Annotated in this window: 12 protein-coding genes; all 12 read left to right on the top strand. The window is 41.8% G+C overall.

Annotated elements, in window-relative coordinates:
- The first annotated feature begins 3 nt into the window (after window positions 1–3).
- The 12 genes from NMK93_RS17885 to NMK93_RS17830 all read left to right on the top strand — a co-directional run bounded on the left by NMK93_RS17885 (window position 4) and on the right by NMK93_RS17830 (window position 17,041).
- Window positions 4–1,230: an MFS transporter gene (locus tag NMK93_RS17885; RefSeq protein WP_254528840.1), complete on the top strand. Its 1,227-nt coding sequence runs from the start codon at window positions 4–6 to the stop codon at window positions 1,228–1,230.
- Entirely contained in the window at window positions 1,214–3,292 is a 2,079-nt protein-coding gene (locus NMK93_RS17880; RefSeq protein WP_254528842.1) for a GDSL-type esterase/lipase family protein, read from the top strand. Before NMK93_RS17885 ends, NMK93_RS17880 begins: the two co-directional genes overlap by 17 nt.
- A 6-nt stretch (window positions 3,293–3,298) precedes the next feature.
- Window positions 3,299–4,492 (top strand): AGE family epimerase/isomerase, encoded by a 1,194-nt coding sequence (locus NMK93_RS17875; RefSeq protein WP_254528844.1) that lies wholly within the window; start codon window positions 3,299–3,301, stop codon window positions 4,490–4,492.
- Entirely contained in the window at window positions 4,485–6,428 is a 1,944-nt protein-coding gene (locus NMK93_RS17870; protein ID WP_254528846.1) for a family 20 glycosylhydrolase, read from the top strand. Before NMK93_RS17875 ends, NMK93_RS17870 begins: the two co-directional genes overlap by 8 nt.
- Window positions 6,429–6,447: 19 nt before the next feature.
- Complete coding sequence (locus NMK93_RS17865; protein WP_254528847.1) at window positions 6,448–7,605, top strand: exo-alpha-sialidase; 1,158 nt, start codon at window positions 6,448–6,450, stop codon at window positions 7,603–7,605.
- Window positions 7,606–7,723: 118 nt separating this feature from the next.
- Entirely contained in the window at window positions 7,724–8,830 is a 1,107-nt protein-coding gene (locus NMK93_RS17860; protein ID WP_254528848.1) for a family 43 glycosylhydrolase, read from the top strand.
- A gap of 9 nt (window positions 8,831–8,839) precedes the next feature.
- Window positions 8,840–9,919 (top strand): glycoside hydrolase family 43 protein, encoded by a 1,080-nt coding sequence (locus NMK93_RS17855; protein WP_254528849.1) that lies wholly within the window; start codon window positions 8,840–8,842, stop codon window positions 9,917–9,919.
- Window positions 9,920–9,959: 40 nt separating this feature from the next.
- Window positions 9,960–11,012, top strand: a complete 1,053-nt coding sequence (locus NMK93_RS17850) for a UDP-glucose--hexose-1-phosphate uridylyltransferase (RefSeq protein ID WP_254528850.1) — start codon at window positions 9,960–9,962, stop codon at window positions 11,010–11,012.
- A complete protein-coding gene (galK, locus tag NMK93_RS17845; RefSeq protein WP_254528851.1) occupies window positions 11,009–12,166 on the top strand; it encodes a galactokinase in 1,158 nt (385 codons plus the stop codon). Before NMK93_RS17850 ends, galK begins: the two co-directional genes overlap by 4 nt.
- Before the next feature lie 19 nt (window positions 12,167–12,185).
- Window positions 12,186–13,358 (top strand): aldose epimerase family protein, encoded by a 1,173-nt coding sequence (locus NMK93_RS17840; protein WP_254528852.1) that lies wholly within the window; start codon window positions 12,186–12,188, stop codon window positions 13,356–13,358.
- Between the two features lie 5 nt (window positions 13,359–13,363).
- Window positions 13,364–15,022 carry a sodium/sugar symporter gene (locus NMK93_RS17835; RefSeq protein WP_254528853.1) on the top strand — a complete coding sequence of 553 codons (1,659 nt, stop codon included), beginning with the start codon at window positions 13,364–13,366 and terminating at the stop codon, window positions 15,020–15,022.
- A gap of 66 nt (window positions 15,023–15,088) precedes the next feature.
- Window positions 15,089–17,041 carry a glycoside hydrolase family 127 protein gene (locus NMK93_RS17830; protein WP_254528855.1) on the top strand — a complete coding sequence of 651 codons (1,953 nt, stop codon included), beginning with the start codon at window positions 15,089–15,091 and terminating at the stop codon, window positions 17,039–17,041.
- Window positions 17,042–17,050 lie beyond the last annotated feature (9 nt).

The following is a 17,050-nucleotide window of genomic DNA, read 5'->3' as shown; positions in this document are numbered from 1 at the left end:
TCTATGAAAAACAGTAAAAGATATCCTTGGATCGTTGTAGGCTTGTTATGGTTTGTGGCACTCCTGAATTATATGGACCGTCAGATCTTATCAACCATGCGACCTGCAATGGCCATCGATATTTTGGAATTGGAAAGTGCTGCGGTATTTGGTAACCTGATGGCTGTATTTCTTTGGATATATGGTTTTATGAGTCCTGTAGCGGGAATTGTTGCCGATAAGTGGAACCGGAAATGGTTGATCGTAGGGAGTTTGTTTGTATGGTCGGCAGTTACCCTAGCGATGGGCTATGCTGATACTTATGAGCAACTGTATGCCCTACGGGCGATTATGGGCGTCAGTGAAGCCTTGTATATTCCAGCGGGACTTTCATTGATTGCGGATTACCATTCGGATAAGTCAAGGTCCTTAGCTGTAGGGATCCACATGACCGGTTTTTATTTTGGACAGGCATTAGGCGGTTTTGGTGCCACCGTTGCGGCATCCTATTCCTGGCATTATACCTTTATCCTGTTTGGATTGATCGGAATCATCTATTCCGTCGTCCTTATTCTATTTTTACATGAAACGGATCATCGATCTGATGCCAAGAAGTTAGTGGAAAACAAGGTTCCCCTGTTAAAAGGGCTTTCCATGTTGTTTTCCAATATTGCTTTCTGGGTCATCCTATTATATTTTGCTGTTCCAAGCCTTCCGGGCTGGGCAACCAAGAATTGGCTACCTACCTTATTCTCGGAGAACCTGCATATCCCTATGGAAAAAGCAGGTCCATTGGCAACCATTACCATAGCCCTTTCCTCATTCTTTGGGGTAATCCTTGGAGGAATTATTTCCGATAAATGGATTCAAAAGAATGTGCGCGGAAGGATCTATACCAGCGCCATAGGATTGGCATCGACCATTCCGGCGGTAATATTGATTGGATATGGACACAGTGTCTTTGCAATCGTTGCTGCAGGCCTGATGTTCGGCTTTGGTTTTGGGATGTTTGATGCCAATAATATGCCCATCCTTTGTCAGTTTGTATCTTCAAAATACAGGGCAACGGCCTATGGGATCATGAATATGGTTGGTGTCTTTGCAGGTGCTTATATCACGAAGATTCTTGGTGCCTCTGCAGATGAAGGACAATTGGGAAGTGATTTTGCATTATTGGCGGGAATTGTGTTGATCGTATTGATCATTCAATTGGCCGTATTAAAACCGAAGGGAAATGAGGCTATCGATTAAAGTACTTTTCTTATTTATTCTATCGTTCAACTTTCTTTTTGCCCAACAAAAGAAGAGGGTGGCCTGTATTGGTGATTCAGTGACTAAAGGCTCTAATTTAGCCAAAGGGAAAACCTATCCGGATCAATTGCAGCAGTTACTGGGCGATGATTATGAAGTACGCAATTTTGGGAGAAATGGTGCAACTCTACTGGAAAAAGGGCATAACCCTTATCTGAAATCAGAGGAACTGGAGGCTGCGCTAGCCTTTAAACCTGATTTGGTTGTCATTAACTTAGGCTTGAATGATACAGATCCAAGAAATTGGCCTAATTACCAAATGGACTTTCAACGGAACTATAATAAACTGATCTCTCTTTTTAAAAACGGAAATCCGAAGGTGGAAGTTTATGTATGTGAAAACACACCAATTTTTAGTGGACATCCTCGATTCCTTTCAGGAACTCGAGATTGGTACTGGGATATCAAGAGAGAAATACGCGCTGTAGCGGTGAGACATTTCCACAAGCTCGTTTATCTCTATCCGCCCTTAGCTTTTCGTATCGATCTATTTGATGATTATCTACACCCATCGGAGCAAGGTGCCGAAATTATTGCAAAGACCATTTTCGATGTAATAGTTCCTGTAAGGCAGAAGCTTTCCGTACATGAAAGTATAGGTTCGCATATGGTATTGCAACGGGATCAAACTAATCGAATAACAGGCAAAGCGAATGCTAAACAGGCTGTATTTATTGAAATGAATGGAGGAACTTACTTATCCCCTGCTAACTCCGAAGGGGAGTGGAGAATTGATATTTATGACATACCTGCTGGTGGACCATATAAGATGAAAATTTTTACGGATCAGGATACGATCATCTTAGAAGATATATTGTTTGGCGATGTGTTTTTAGCATCAGGGCAGTCCAATATGGCTTTCCCGTTAAAGGATGCCAATGGATCAAAAGAATTGATTAAGGAGGCTTCCAAACACGATAATATTCGAATTTTTAATAACAAGGTCCTTAAGGAAACAAATAATGAAGAGTGGGATGAGGCTACTTTAAAGAAAGTAAATGACCTGGAATATTTCTCTGGGAACTGGGAAAAGCTAACAGCAGAAAATGCCGCCAACTTTTCAGCGATTGCCTACAGTTTTGCAATAGAATTACAAAAGGAAACGCAGGTTCCGATTGGCATCATTGAACTTGCCGTGGGCGGTTCGAATACCGAGTCTTGGATTCCGAGAAGAAGCTTGGAGAACGATCCGCTTTTGGCGACTTATATCCATCAGTGGCGGAAATCCGATTTCATTCAGGATTTCTGTAGAAGCAGAGCTGAGGTTAATCTGAAGAAATCCATGGTCAAGAACCAAAGACATCCCTATGAACCGGCCTATAATTTTGAAGCAGGTTACAATAAGTGGAAGGATGCTTCATTAAAGGGGGTTCTATGGTATCAGGGGGAAAGTAATGCCCATAACGTTGAACTACATGAGCATCTATTCAAGACTTTAATAGCTTCTTGGAGAGAGAATTATAAGCCCTTTTTCGGTAAACGGGAAAGGTTGCCATTCTATACGGTTCAGCTTTCCAGTATAGATAGGCCCTCTTGGCCAAAATTCAGGGATAGCCAAAGAAAGCTCAGCAATGAATTGAAGGATGTCTATATGGCTGTCAGTTCTGATCTAGGTGATTCCTTGGATGTACACCCTAGAGAGAAGTTAATCATTGGAAAACGATTGGCTAATCTGGTCTTGAAGCATGAATTTGGAAAGGATAATAATTCGGATAGCCCGCAACCTATTTATTCTTATGAAAATGAAGATATACATGAAATAAGGTTCAGTCATGCCAAGCAATTAAAGGTAATGGGATCAAAAGAAGTTACAGGTTTTCAGGCTAAAGATGAAAACGGAAATTTGGTAGATCTCAAGGTCGTGGAAATAAAAGGGAATTCGGTTTTCCTGGAAAATCCTAGAGGTTTAATGGAGATATATTATGGATACAAGCCTTTTTCAAGGGCAAATTTAGCGAATGAGGAAGGAGTGCCTGTTTCCACATTTTCGATTAAAAGATAAAAAAGAATGTACAATAACGAAGAGTTAACTGAATTAGCAGATTTTTATAAAGATCAATTGGTCAATGATACGGTTCCTTTTTGGTTTCCGCGATCATTTGATCATGAGTTTGGTGGGTACCTATTGATGCGAGATCAAGATGGTTCCCTGATTGATACCGATAAGGCCGTTTGGATACAAGGCCGTGCTTGTTGGTTGCTTTCTACCCTTTATAACACGGTGGAACCAAGGGAAGAATGGTTGGAAGGCGCGCGCTTAGGCTATGAATTTTTGAAAAATAAATGTTTTGATGCAGCAGGGAAAATGTATTTCCACGTTGATCAGGAAGGCAATCCAATCCGTATGCGTCGATATTTTTTCTCGGAAACCTTTGCCGTGATTGCCAGTGCTGCCTACGCAAAAGCTTCAGGTGATGAGGAAGCTGCGCAATTAGCCCGTAATCTATTTGGGATATGTTTGGAATATGCCAGTGGAGAACGAAAAATGGAACCTAAGTTTGAGGAAACTCGACCAAGCCGCGGAATAGGAATCCCGATGATCATGTGCAATACCGCTCAGCAATTAAGGGAGACCATTGGCGACCCTCGATGTGAAGATGCGATTACAAATTGGATCCAAGAGATAGAACAGTATTTTGTGAAGGATGATATCCGCTGTGTGATGGAGCAGGTAGCTCCTGATGGTAGTATCATCGATCATATTGATGGAAGAACACTCAATCCGGGGCATGCCATTGAGGGTGCTTGGTTTATTCTGCATGAAGCTGTTCATAGAAATATGGATGAGAAATTGATAAACCTTGGATTGCGGATGCTGGATTATATGTGGGAAAGAGGTTGGGATAAGGAATTTGGAGGTATTCTGTATTTTAGGGATGTCTATAATAAACCTGTCCAAGAATATTGGCAGGACATGAAATTTTGGTGGCCGCAGAACGAAGCTATCATTGCTACCTTATTGGCGTATCTGATAACCAAGGATGAGAAATATGCTAGCATGCACAAGCAGATCCATGAATATGCCTATACTCATTTCCACGATAAAGAACATGGGGAATGGTACGGTTATTTACATCGTGATGGGGGAATAGCCCAAACCGCTAAAGGGAACCTGTTTAAAGGTCCATTCCATTTGCCTAGGCAAGAATGGTACTGTTGGTCCATTATCAATCAATTTAAGAAAAAGGACAATTATGAATAGGATAGCCCATTATATTTTATTGTTGTTGAACTTTTTCGCTGTCGATAGCTTGAACGCTCAAGAGGCTTTGATTCCAATGCCTCAAGATGTGCAGTGGTCGGAAAATAAACTGGACCTATCCAAAGGGGTTCATCTTGAAATTGGCAAATCCATTGAAAAGAATGAGGTCAACCTGCTTAAAAATTTATTAGAAGGTCAATCGATAAACATTTCTAAGAATAAGAAATTACCTTCAATTTCATTGAAGATAATTTCAAGTCTGGAAGGTATACAATCTGATGAAGGTTATACTCTGCAAATTGATTCCCAGGGAATCCAAATCAAAGCTTTATCTAGTAAAGGGATTTTCTACGCTCTGCAGACTTTAGGACAAATGGACTTTCATGAGAAGCAAGTAGCTCTAGTGAAAATCAAGGACCAGCCTGCATATTCCTTTAGGGGATTCTTGCTGGATGTGGGTAGAAATTACCAACCGGTGGCGATGTTGAAAGAGCAGATCGATGTGATGGCGAAGTATAAGCTTAATGTTCTGCATTTCCATTTCACGGAGGATATTGCTTGGCGCTTGGAAAGTAAAAAATATCCTGGTCTCACAGCTGCGGAGAACATGACCCGATGGGCTGGGAAATATTATACGGTTGCGGAGTTTCAGGAGTTGATCGATTACTGTCAGGAAAGGCATATTTTATTTTTGCCTGAGATTGATATGCCAGGACATTCAGCTGCATTTGAGCGTTTCTTTAAGGTCAATATGCAGAGTGAAGAAGGTATTGTATACATCAAGGAATTGCTTAAGGAGTTTGCTGATACCTTTCCTACGCTCAAGCATCTGCATATAGGTGGGGATGAGGTAAAGATTAGTAATAAGCAGTTTATGCCGGAAATCACGAAATATGTGGAATCATTGGGCTTCAAAACTTACGGCTGGGATCCGGGAAGTAATCTGGAATCATCCACCGTTCGTCAAATGTGGATGGGCGGTCCAAAAGCTATAGATCCTAAAACTACACTTCAGTATTTAGACTCCAAGCATCTTTATATCAACCATATGGATCCTTTGGAGACTGTGACAACCTTGTTTTTCCGAAGGTTTGCTGAACAGGAAAAGGAAAGCTCGCAACTTCCTGGAGCCATTCTATGTTCATGGCCAGACCGTGCAGTTGAAAAACCAGAGGATATGTTCCTGCAAAGTGCTATCTATCCTGGGATGATAACATTTGCAGAAAGAATATGGCGTGGAGGCGGTGAATTAGGTTGGAAGGCATTTCTTCCAGAAAGAAAAACGGAAGCATTCCAAGAATTTGCAGCATTTGAGAAGAGACTCTTGTCCCATAAATCGAAATATTTCGCCAACCTTCCTTTCCCATATCAGCAACAGACTGGAATGTTCTGGGAAATGATCGGACCTTTTGATAATAATGGCGAATTAGCGAAAGAGTTCCCTATTGAAAAGGAACCATTTGGGGAACAATATGCTGTTTATAAGAACCAAGTCGGAGGGACCATCGTTTTGAGACATTGGTGGGCTGATATTATTCCCGGAGTTGTTGAATCGCCTAAACCCAACAGTACTTTTTATGAAAGAACAAGGATCTGGAGTGATAAAGCCGAAGAAAAAGAATTCTGGATCGGTTTTGCAAACCTTTCGCGGTCTTATGCCAGTGATTCGCCGGCAGAAGGTACATGGGATGACCTGCAAAGCCAGGTTTTGGTCAATGGAATAAAAATCCCAGCGCCGAAATGGAATCATCCTGGTCAGAAAGGGGAGCTAGAGCTGCCATTGACGGATGAAGGCTATTCTTTTAGGGAACCCACCAAGATCCAGATGGAGGAAGGATGGAATGAGATATTAATCAAGTTGCCAGTCGGAGATTTTAAGGGCAAGGATTGGCAGAATCCAACGAAATGGATGTTTACTTTTATCCCTTATCAATAGAAATCAATACACACTATATATGAAAAAACTATTTTTATCAGTATTTGCCGCATGCTTAATATCAGCAGTTTCAGCTCAGGAAACCGTAGTTTTCCGCTCAGGAGAGGATGGTTATGCCAGCTATAGGATTCCAGCCATTATCAAGAACAAGAATGGAGACCTGATAGCATTTTCGGAAGGTCGTGTGGACCATGCCGGAGATTATGGCAATGTGGATATCGTTTATAAGATCAGTCAGGACCAAGGAAAGACTTGGGGGAAACTGAATGTTGCAGCTGATTATGATAAGCTTCAGGCTGGAAATGTAGCGCCGGTGTTGGATATGACGGATCCAGCTTATCCAGCTGGAAGGATATTTCTTTTTTATAATACAGGGAACAACCACGAAGGCGAAGTGAGGAAAGGCAAAGGCTTGCGTGAAGTCTGGTACATCACTTCTACGGATGGTGCAAAAACTTGGTCTGAACCCGTGAATATCACGACCCAGACCCACAGACCAAATCAGCCACAGGTTAATTCCGCCTATACCTTTACAGAAGACTGGAGAACTTATGCCAATACGCCTGGACATGGATTTCAGTTTGTGTCAGGTCCTAATAAGGGAAGGATTTACATTGCTGCCAACCACAGTGCTGGAGATCCTAGTGCACAGGGTAAGGACTGGAATGCACATGCTTTCTATTCGGATGACCATGGAAAGACCTTTAAGTTGAGCCAGAATGTACCTTATCCAGGAACTAATGAATCTACTGCTGCTCAGGTTGGAGATAATGAGGTCTATATGAGTTCCAGGAATCAGCAGTTGAATCCAAAGCAACGTGTTATTTCCGTTTCGAATGATGGCGGTGAAACTTGGCAGAGTTCTGCTCCAGACCCTAATCTTCCAGACCCGATCAACCAAGGTTCGGTATTGTCCTGGAAGAAAGGGAAGAATTTCGTGCTGGCTCATATCAATGCAGCAGATGAAAAGAATAGGGATAACCTAACCTTGAGGCTTTCAAAGGATAAAGGGAAGACCTGGTATTTTACAAAATTGATTGCTAAGGCGCCTGAAGGATATAAAGGAGCCTATTCAGCCTATTCGGACATCGTCCTGATGAAACCTAAGTTGGTCGGTATTCTGTATGAAAAAGACAATTATAAAGACATTGTCTTCCTAACGGAAAAGATCAAATAAAGGAAAACCCTAAGCCCATAAAGCTTAGGGTTTTCTTTTTTTATTCCCTTAATTCTCAGAAAATTCCTGTAAATTGAACTTTATCTACTTGTTTAACCTGTTTAAACTCAATCAAATTATGTTTCTGAAAAGTGTGGTCTATATAAAAACATTGATCAGTGTGCCTTCGGTCCGCAATTCAATGCTCATGTCTGTTTTATTACTTTCAGCTTCTGTTCTTGATTCTTGTGCAAGGAAAAACTCTGTGGTTACAAGCCAAAAAAATGATACCTATCAGAATCCGGTATTTGAACCTGTGCTCGCTGACCCTACGGTAATCCAAGATCCTAAAACAAAACTATTCTATGCTTATGGCACCCAAGATAATTGGGATGATGGTAAGGGCTCTCGTCTTGTTCCAATCTTGGAGTCCAAGGATATGGTGAACTGGTCCTATGTGGGGCCTGCTTTTGACACTAAGCCTAATTGGAAAGAGGCCGGTGGTATTTGGGCACCAGATATCAATATTGTAGATGGAAAGTATTACCTCTATTACTCCTTTTCAACTTGGGGCGATAAGAACCCTGGTTTGGGATTGGCTATTTCGGATTCTCCAAAGGGGCCTTTTATAGATCAAGGGAAATTGCTTGATTCTGAATCTGCCAATGTGCCTAATTCAATTGATCCCTTTTTTATGGAGGATAATGGCAAGAAATATATATTCTGGGGAAGTTTCTCCGATAGTCCTGAACAGGGCACATTTGCGCTGGAGTTAACCTCTGATGGGAAAAAGGTGTTAACTGGGAAAAAGCATAAAATAGCTGCCGGTGATTATGAAGCCGTGACCATCTATAAGAAAGATGGCTATTTCTATTTCTTGGGTTCTAAGGGTAGTTGCTGTGAGGGTGCAAATAGTAAGTATCATGTGCTGACAGCAAGATCCAAGAATTTGTTGGGACCCTATCTCGATAAAGAGGGACGAGATATCAAGGAAAGAAATCATGGTAGCCTAATCTTGGAAGGTTCGGATTCCATAGTTGGCCCTGGGCATACTTCAGGGATCATCAAGGATGCTAAAGGTAAGGATTGGATTTTCTACCATGCGATTGATAAGACCAATGGAAAGTTGGGGAATGGAACAAGCAGAAGGATGTTGATGTTGGATCCGCTGAACTGGAAAGAGGGTTGGCCACTGATCGGTACAGGAAAACCAGAAAGAAATAAAACTCAAAAACCTATTATTTAATTCTTAGAGATGAACATACGATTATTGCTATTAGGATTGTCATTCCTGTTGTGCCTGCAAGGTAAGGCCCAGGAATTACCGGGGAATCCACTGTCAGTTGCTTTAGGGGATCCTTATATCATCTTTGATGAGCAGAGCGACCTTTATTATTTATATGGAACAGGGGGTACAAAGAACGGTTTTGTGGTTTATTCTTCCAAGGACCTAAAGGATTGGAAAAATGAAGGTGTAATCTACAATAACCAACAGGAAAAATCATGGGGAACCAAAGACTTTTGGGCTCCTGAGGTTTATAAATGGGATGATAAGTTCTATTTATTCTACAGTGCCCATTGGAAAGAAAATCCAAATAATGAACTTGAAAACTATAAAATCGGCGTTGCGGTATCGGATAATCCAACCGGTCCTTTTGTGGATATAGAATCGCATCCGCTTTTTGATCCTGGCTATCCCATTATTGATGCCAATGTCTATGTAGCGGAGGATGGCAAGAAATATCTTTATTATTCCAGATGTTGTTACAAACATCCCGTGGAATCAGAGATCGCAGATTGGGCAAAAAAGAATGGCATTTATGATGAGATTGAGGAGAGTTGGGTTTACGGAATTGAGTTAAAACCAGATTTGAGTGGGGTAATCGGTAAGCCTCGCCTTTTGTTGAAGCCACCAGTGAAAATGGACGATAAGCAGGCAGAATGGGAAAGCCGTTCTGTCCATAATAAGGAAATCAATCGCCGTTGGACCGAGGGGTCCTATTTGTTCAAGCATAATGGTCTTTTTTATATGATGTATTCTGCGAATCACTATGCAGGGCCATATTATGCCGTGGGTTATGCCACCTCAGAAAGTCCTTTAGGGCCGTTTGTGAAATCGGAGTTTAATCCGGTATTGGAAAAGAACAGCGAAAAGGGAGGTGATGTGACAGGTACGGGCCATAATTCTGTGTTTGTAGGTAAGGATGGCAAAATGTACTGTGTCTACCATGGCAGGACCACCAAAACCGGAAATGACAGGGTTGTTTTTATTGATCCCATAGAAATAGATTCTAAGGGTGTGTTAAAAGTACACGGACCCACTACAATTAATTGATGGAATTTGTATCTTAGGAAAACTAATTTAAGCGCAACCTATGCCCAACTTTGCTATAAATGATGTTCCTCACAGGCGTTTGAACCTGTTGACAGGTGAAAGTATCCTTGTTTCTCCCCATCGCAGTAAGCGACCTTGGCAGGGGCAAGTGGAAGATTTACCTGCCGACAATAGGCCTGAATATGACCCAAATTGTTACCTCTGCCCAAGAAATTCAAGAGCTGATGGAAGTGTAAATCCAGATTACAAAGAGAGTTTTGTGTTCGTGAATGACTTTTCTGCATTATTGAAAGATTCCGAGGAAGGGGAGATGAATGAGGAAGGCCTTTTGGTAGCTGAAACGGAAAGAGGGATATGCAAAGTGATCGCTTTTACGCCGCAGCATGACTTGACCTTACCAGAAATGGATATCCCAGCAATCAGGAAGGTAGTCGATGTGTGGCAAAGCGAATTTGCTTCTTTGGCAGCAAACGATTGGATTAAATACATACAGATCTTTGAAAATAAGGGTTCCATCATGGGCTGCAGCAACCCCCATCCGCATGGACAGATTTGGGCCGAGAGTAAACTCCCTATGGAAATCCAAAAAGAAGAGAAGCAACAAAAGGAATATTTCGAAAAAAATGGTCATTCCTTGCTTTCTGATTACCTAGCCTTGGAGCTCAAGAAAAAGGAAAGGATCATTGTTGATAATGATCATTTCGTCGCCCTGGTGCCATTCTGGGCAGCATGGCCATTTGAAACCTTGGTCATCAGCAAAAGACAGGTAAAGGACATCAGGGAATTTACCGATGATGAAAAAACCGATCTCGCCAAAACCTTACAAGAACTAACCATCCGTTACGATAATATCTTTTCTACTTCTTTTCCATATTCTGCAGGCATGCATCAAGCGCCAGTAAATAGTGGAAATCAAGATTTTTGGCATTGGCATATGCATTTTTACCCGCCTTTGTTGCGTTCCGCCACAGTAAAGAAATTCATGGTCGGATATGAAATGTTAGCCAATCCGCAACGCGATATTACAGCTGAAAAAGCTGCAGAAATAATCAGAAATCAATCCACAGTACATTATAAATCGAATACCAAATGATTGACAGAGACCAAATTAGTGCTAGGTTTAAGGAATTGTATGGAACAGAGCCTACATTAGTTTCGAAATCCCCAGGAAGGATCAATATCATCGGGGAACATACCGACTACAACGAAGGCTTCGTCCTTCCAACTGCTATTGACAAAGCTGTCTATGTTGCGCTTTCCAAACGAGAGGATTCGGAGATACATTTATACGCTGAAGACTTTAAAGAGAGCTATACAGTTGAATTAGACAAGGTAGCTCCTTCCGATAAAGGGTGGCCTAATTATATATTAGGCGTGGTTAATCAATTAAAATTAAGAGGATTGGAACTTTCAGGTTTTAACCTTTATATCGATGGGGATATCCCTGTTGGTGCGGGATTATCATCTTCTGCTGCCGTTGAATGTGCAACGGGTTATGGATTGAATGAATTGTTCAGACTAGGCTTGGATAAAGTCAGTATTGCCAAGATCGGTCAACTTGCAGAGCATACCTATGCTGGCGTAAAGTGTGGAATCATGGATCAATTTGCCTCGGTACTCAGCAAGGCAAACCATGTAGTTCGCCTGGATTGTCGGGATCTCACTTATACCTATGTCCCTTTGGAATTGGGGGAATACGAAATCGTATTGTTAAATACCAATGTAAAGCATTCTTTGGCCTCCTCTGCATATAATGATAGAAGGTATTCCTGTGAGCATGCTGTTACCTTGGTCCAAAAGAAACATGCTGATGTGAAGAGCTTAAGAGATGTTGATATAGCAATGTTGGATGAATTGGTCATGCCGTTTGATCTGGATAGTTATATCAAAGCAAAGTTTGTAGTAGAAGAAAATGAAAGGCTAGCGAAAGCCTGTGCAGCCATGGAAAATGGTGATATCGTAGAAATGGGCAAGCAGATGTTCCGTGCGCATGAAGGTTTGAGCAAGGAATATGAAGTAAGCTGTAAAGAATTGGACTTTCTAGTGGAGAAAGCGAAGGACTTCCCTGAAGTACTTGGAGCGAGAATGATGGGAGGAGGATTCGGTGGCTGTACGATCAATATCGTCAAAAAAGGATTCGGACAGCAGCTTGTTGATGCGCTTGCACCGGCCTATAAAACAGAGTTTAACCTTGAGTTGACACCTATTTTCGTAAAAACCGATAATGGCTCAGAATTAGTATATTAGAATCAATTATAAACAGAAAATGAAAAGATCAATCCTTAAACTTATGCTAGCGTGCGGCCTAATTACGGCTGTGGCATGCCAGCAAAATAGTAAGCAAGAAAGCAGTCAGTCCACTGATTCAAGCAGCAATGCTGTTACAACCTTAGACTCCAGTTCTTTCACGGAAAAAATCGATGGGAAAGAAGCCAAGCTTTACATGCTAAAGAATTCTTCCGGTGCCAAGGCTTATTTTACGAACTTTGGGGCCAGGATTGTTTCTCTACAGGTTCCTGATAAGAATGGAACACTGACTGACGTGGTATTGGGCTTCAATAAAGCTTCTGATTATAACAACCCTAAAGAACCATTTTTCGGACCTATCGTTGGACCATTTGGCAACCGTATTGCCAAAGGTAAGTTTACCCTAGATGGGGAAACCTTTACCCTTCCGACCAATAATGGTGCTAATACCCTTCATGGTGGATTAAAAGGAGTTCATTTTGCAAATTGGGAGGTGAAATCTGCCAATGATAAAGCCATTACCTTTGCATATACCCTTCCAGATAAACAAGAAGGTTTTCCTGGTCCTATCCATATCGAGGTTACCTATAGTCTTTCTGATAACAATGAATTGGCCATCGCTTACAAAGCAACCGCTGACAAGAAAACTGTAGTGAACTTTACAAACCATGCTTATTTCAATCTAAACGGTGAAGGTAGTGGAACCATTACTGAACATACCTTAAAGCTATATGCGGATAAATTTACGCCAGTAGATAGCACGCTGATCCCCACTGGAGAGTTGAAGGACGTGAAAGGTACTCCATTCGATTTTACAGTGTCCAAAACTATCGGTAAGGATATTCAACAAGAGGATGAGCAATTGAAATTCGGAAAAGGATATGACCATAATTGGGTTCTTAGCGGAACTAAAGTGGATGGATTAAACCATGCTGCCACGTTAACTGGAGATAAAACAGGGATCGTGATGGATGTGTATACCGAAGAGCCAGGAATTCAGTTCTACAGTGGGAACTTTATGGCAGATAATGTAACCCTAAAAAATGGTGTAAAGGATAGCTTCCGTACCGGTTTATGCTTGGAAACACAACATTTCCCAGATTCCCCAAACCAACCGAACTTCCCTTCAACAACCTTGAAACCAGGAGATACCTATACAAGCAAATCTATTTATAAGTTTACGACTAATTAATATCAATGGAAACCAAAGACTATATTGTATTCCTGTGTTACTTCATCATTGTTGCAGGATATGGACTTTACATTTATTATAAGAAGAAATCGGCCTCTGGAGACTCCAAGGACTACTTCCTAGCCGAAGGATCTTTGACCTGGTGGGCAATTGGAGCCTCATTGATCGCATCCAACATCTCCGCTGAGCAATTCATCGGGATGAGTGGTTCGGGCTTTAAGATCGGTCTTGCCATTGCTACCTATGAATGGATGGCAGCGGTGACCTTGGTGGTAGTCGCGGTTTTCTTTCTACCGGTCTATCTCAAGAACAAGATCTTTACGATGCCGCAGTTCCTGAATCAGCGGTATAACGGCACTGTAGCCATGATCATGGCTGTTTTCTGGTTGCTATTGTATATCGTTGTCAATTTGACCTCCATCTTATTCTTAGGGGCATTGGCGGTGTCCAGTATATCAGGGTTAGATTTCCAAGTCTGTATGATCGGCTTAGCGATTTTCGCTATTTTCATCACGCTAGGGGGAATGAAAGTAATTGGATATACTGATGTTATCCAAGTATTCTTCCTGATCTTAGGTGGATTGGCGACGACTTATCTTGCCTTAAACTTGGTGTCTGACCATTTCGGTGGTGGTGGCGTTTTAGATGGACTTGGAATTGTTCATAACAAAGCCCAAGACCATTTCCATATGATCCTAAAACCAGATAATCCGAATTACATCGATCTTCCTGGCCTTTCCGTTCTGATCGGGGGTATGTGGATTATCAACCTAAACTACTGGGGCTGTAACCAATACATCACGCAACGTGCATTAGGTGCGGATCTTCCAACAGCAAGAAACGGTCTGTTATTCGCTGCTGGATTAAAGTTATTGATGCCTTTAATCGTTGTATTGCCAGGTATTGCCGCCTTCGTACTTTATAATGATGGTCTATTCCAACAAGAAATGTTAGCTGGTGGAGAGCTGAATCCAGATAGAGCCTATCCGGTACTATTGAATCTATTGCCAACAGGATTGAAAGGCTTGTCTTTTGCGGCCTTGACTGCTGCGGTGGTAGCCTCATTGGCGGGAAAAGCAAACTCAGTGGCAACGATCTTTACCTTGGATATCTATAAAAAGATCTTCGACAAAGATGCTTCTGAAAAGAAATTAGTAAATGTAGGAAAGATCACTATTGTGGTTTCCATGATCTTGGCCATCTTTATCGCTCCATATTTAGGGATTGATAAAAAAGGCGGATTCCAATACATCCAGGAATATACCGGATTTGTTTCTCCAGGGGTATTTGCCATGTTCCTTTTAGGGTTTTTCTGGAAGAAAACGACTTCAAATGCAGCACTATTTGCAACCATCGTTGGTTTCTTGCTGTCGATCGTATTGAAATTCCTTCCAGGTTATATGGATCTTTCATTCTTGGCTTCAACAGGATTTGCAATCCCTGTGGATGGCGTTTATGAAATCCCATTCATCGATAGAATTGGATTCGTATTCATATTCTGTCTAATCGGGATGTACATTATCTCTATGTACGAGCACAAAAAAGGCGTGGTTACACACGGACTTGAGATAGATGCTACCATGTTCAAAACAAAAACTGGCTTTGCAGTAGGTGCCTTGATTGTTATCGGTATCACCGCAGCGCTTTATACCATATTCTGGTAATAACTAAAGCTAGAAGAGGAAAAGACCTCTTCTAGCTTTTTTCATAATTAACCCAACCCTACCATTATGAGAAGCTTTCTGATTTGTTCAGCGGGACTGTTATTTTCCGCGAGCCTTTGGGCACAAAGCCCTTCACAAAAGATTTATCCGATTAATTTTTCAAAGGTTGCCATAGAAGATAACTTCTGGTCACCCCAATTGGAAAAGGTCGCCAATGCTACCATAGATGCCTGTGTAACCTATACCGAGGACAAAACGGGACGCATCCGGAATTTTGAGAAGGTGGCTCAGGGTTCAGGCAAGCACGAGGGGATCTATTATGATGATTCCGATGTCTATAAAGCGATTGAAGCCATCGCCTATTCCTTGAAGAACTATCCAGACAAAGAACTAGAAGCCAATACAGATGTATGGATCGATAAAATAGCCGCAGCTCAACAGCCTGATGGATATTTAAATACCTATTACACCCTAAATGGCCTTCAGGATCGCTGGAAAGATATGGAAAGGCATGAGGATTATTGTGCTGGTCATCTAATCGAAGCGGGTATAGCCTATTATAATACAACTGGTAAGGATAAATTGCTGAAGGTAGCAACAAAGTTTGCAGACCATATCGACAATTATTTTCGGGTTCCCAATAAGCCATGGGTATCGGGACATGAGGGAATTGAATTGGCCTTGATGAAATTATATCATCATACCAATGAGAAGCGTTATTTACAATTGGCAGACTGGTTTGTTGAACAGAGAGGAAGGGGACATGGCGTAGGCAAGATCTGGGATGAATGGAAAGACCCTGAATATGCCCAAGATGATATTCCTGTTCGCGATCAAAGAAAAATAACGGGGCATGCCGTACGAGCTATGTATTTATATACAGGGGTTGCGGATATAGCTTCTGAAACAAAGGATGCAGGTTATGTCAAGACCATGGATGCCATTTGGGATGACGTAATCAACAAGCACTATTATATCACCGGCGGAATTGGAGCCCAAGGTTCCAATGAAGGGTTCGGAAAACCCTATGACCTTCCGAATGAATCCGCCTATTGCGAAACCTGTGCTTCCGTAGGGATGGTTTTCTGGAACCAGCGGATGAACATGCTTTCTGCACAGGCAAAATACATCGATGTACTGGAAAGGACGCTGTACAATGCCGCTATCGATGGCATCAGCCTTTCTGGCAATCGTTTTTTCTATGGCAATCCATTGGCTTCGGATGGAAATTACGAACGTAGCGAATGGTTCGGAACCGCCTGCTGTCCATCCAATATCGCAAGGTTGGTATCTTCCTTAGGTTCCTATATCTACAGTCGCTCGGCAACAGACCTCTATGTCAATCTATTCGTAGGCAGTGAGACAACAGTAGACCTAAATAAAAACGAGGTCTTTGTGAAACAGTCCGGCAATTATCCGTGGAACGGACAGGTCAGTATAGAGGTAAGTCCTAAGAAAGCGAAGGAATTTGCAGTCTTTGTTCGTATTCCAGGATGGTTAAAAGAACCCGTTCCAAGTTCATTATATCATTATAAAAACGGCAAAACCAATAACTATTCGGTAACTGTCAATGGAAAGCCTGTAAATGCAGCTGTGGAAGATGGATATTTAAAGATCGATAGAAAGTGGAAAAAGGGGGATAAGATTGATATGCAACTGAATATGGAGGTGCAACGGATCGTGTCTTCCGATGAATTGAAGCAGAACCAGAACCGTATTGCCCTACAATATGGTCCTATTGTATATGCCGTGGAAGATGTGGATAACCCGAACGCAAAGAATGGACTGTTCATTCCTGAGAACACCCAGTTTCAAGTAAACTACAAACCTGATTTATTGGGGGGGACAAATGTTATCCAGTTCAAAGCCCCTGTTGTAGCTATTGATCAGGCAAGCAATCAGGTATTACAACAAGAGAAAGAAATTACGGCAATCCCTTACTTCCTTTGGAACAATAGGGGTAAGAGTGCCATGCAGGTCTGGATACCTGAAAAATTAACATCCGTAAGGATCGACTAAAATAGAAGA

It is taken from the genome of Sphingobacterium sp. LZ7M1, assembly GCF_024296865.1.
Taxonomy (GTDB): domain Bacteria; phylum Bacteroidota; class Bacteroidia; order Sphingobacteriales; family Sphingobacteriaceae; genus Sphingobacterium.
The sequence above is the reverse complement of the archived record's forward strand: the minus strand, read 5'-3'. Positions and strand labels throughout refer to the sequence as shown.

Bases quoted from the DNA above. Each gene is read 5' to 3' on its own strand.
- NMK93_RS17855 (WP_254528849.1), top strand. From the start codon at position 8,840: ATGAACATACGATTATTGCTATTAGGATTGTCATTCCTGTTGTGCCTG.
- NMK93_RS17880 (WP_254528842.1), top strand. From the start codon at position 1,214: ATGAGGCTATCGATTAAAGTACTTTTCTTATTTATTCTATCGTTCAAC.
- NMK93_RS17835 (WP_254528853.1), top strand. From the start codon at position 13,364: ATGGAAACCAAAGACTATATTGTATTCCTGTGTTACTTCATCATTGTT.
- NMK93_RS17830 (WP_254528855.1), top strand. From the start codon at position 15,089: ATGAGAAGCTTTCTGATTTGTTCAGCGGGACTGTTATTTTCCGCGAGC.
- NMK93_RS17870 (WP_254528846.1), top strand. From the start codon at position 4,485: ATGAATAGGATAGCCCATTATATTTTATTGTTGTTGAACTTTTTCGCT.
- NMK93_RS17885 (WP_254528840.1), top strand. From the start codon at position 4: ATGAAAAACAGTAAAAGATATCCTTGGATCGTTGTAGGCTTGTTATGG.
- NMK93_RS17875 (WP_254528844.1), top strand. From the start codon at position 3,299: ATGTACAATAACGAAGAGTTAACTGAATTAGCAGATTTTTATAAAGAT.
- NMK93_RS17840 (WP_254528852.1), top strand. From the start codon at position 12,186: ATGAAAAGATCAATCCTTAAACTTATGCTAGCGTGCGGCCTAATTACG.
- NMK93_RS17850 (WP_254528850.1), top strand. From the start codon at position 9,960: ATGCCCAACTTTGCTATAAATGATGTTCCTCACAGGCGTTTGAACCTG.
- NMK93_RS17865 (WP_254528847.1), top strand. From the start codon at position 6,448: ATGAAAAAACTATTTTTATCAGTATTTGCCGCATGCTTAATATCAGCA.
- NMK93_RS17860 (WP_254528848.1), top strand. From the start codon at position 7,724: ATGTTTCTGAAAAGTGTGGTCTATATAAAAACATTGATCAGTGTGCCT.
- galK (WP_254528851.1), top strand. From the start codon at position 11,009: ATGATTGACAGAGACCAAATTAGTGCTAGGTTTAAGGAATTGTATGGA.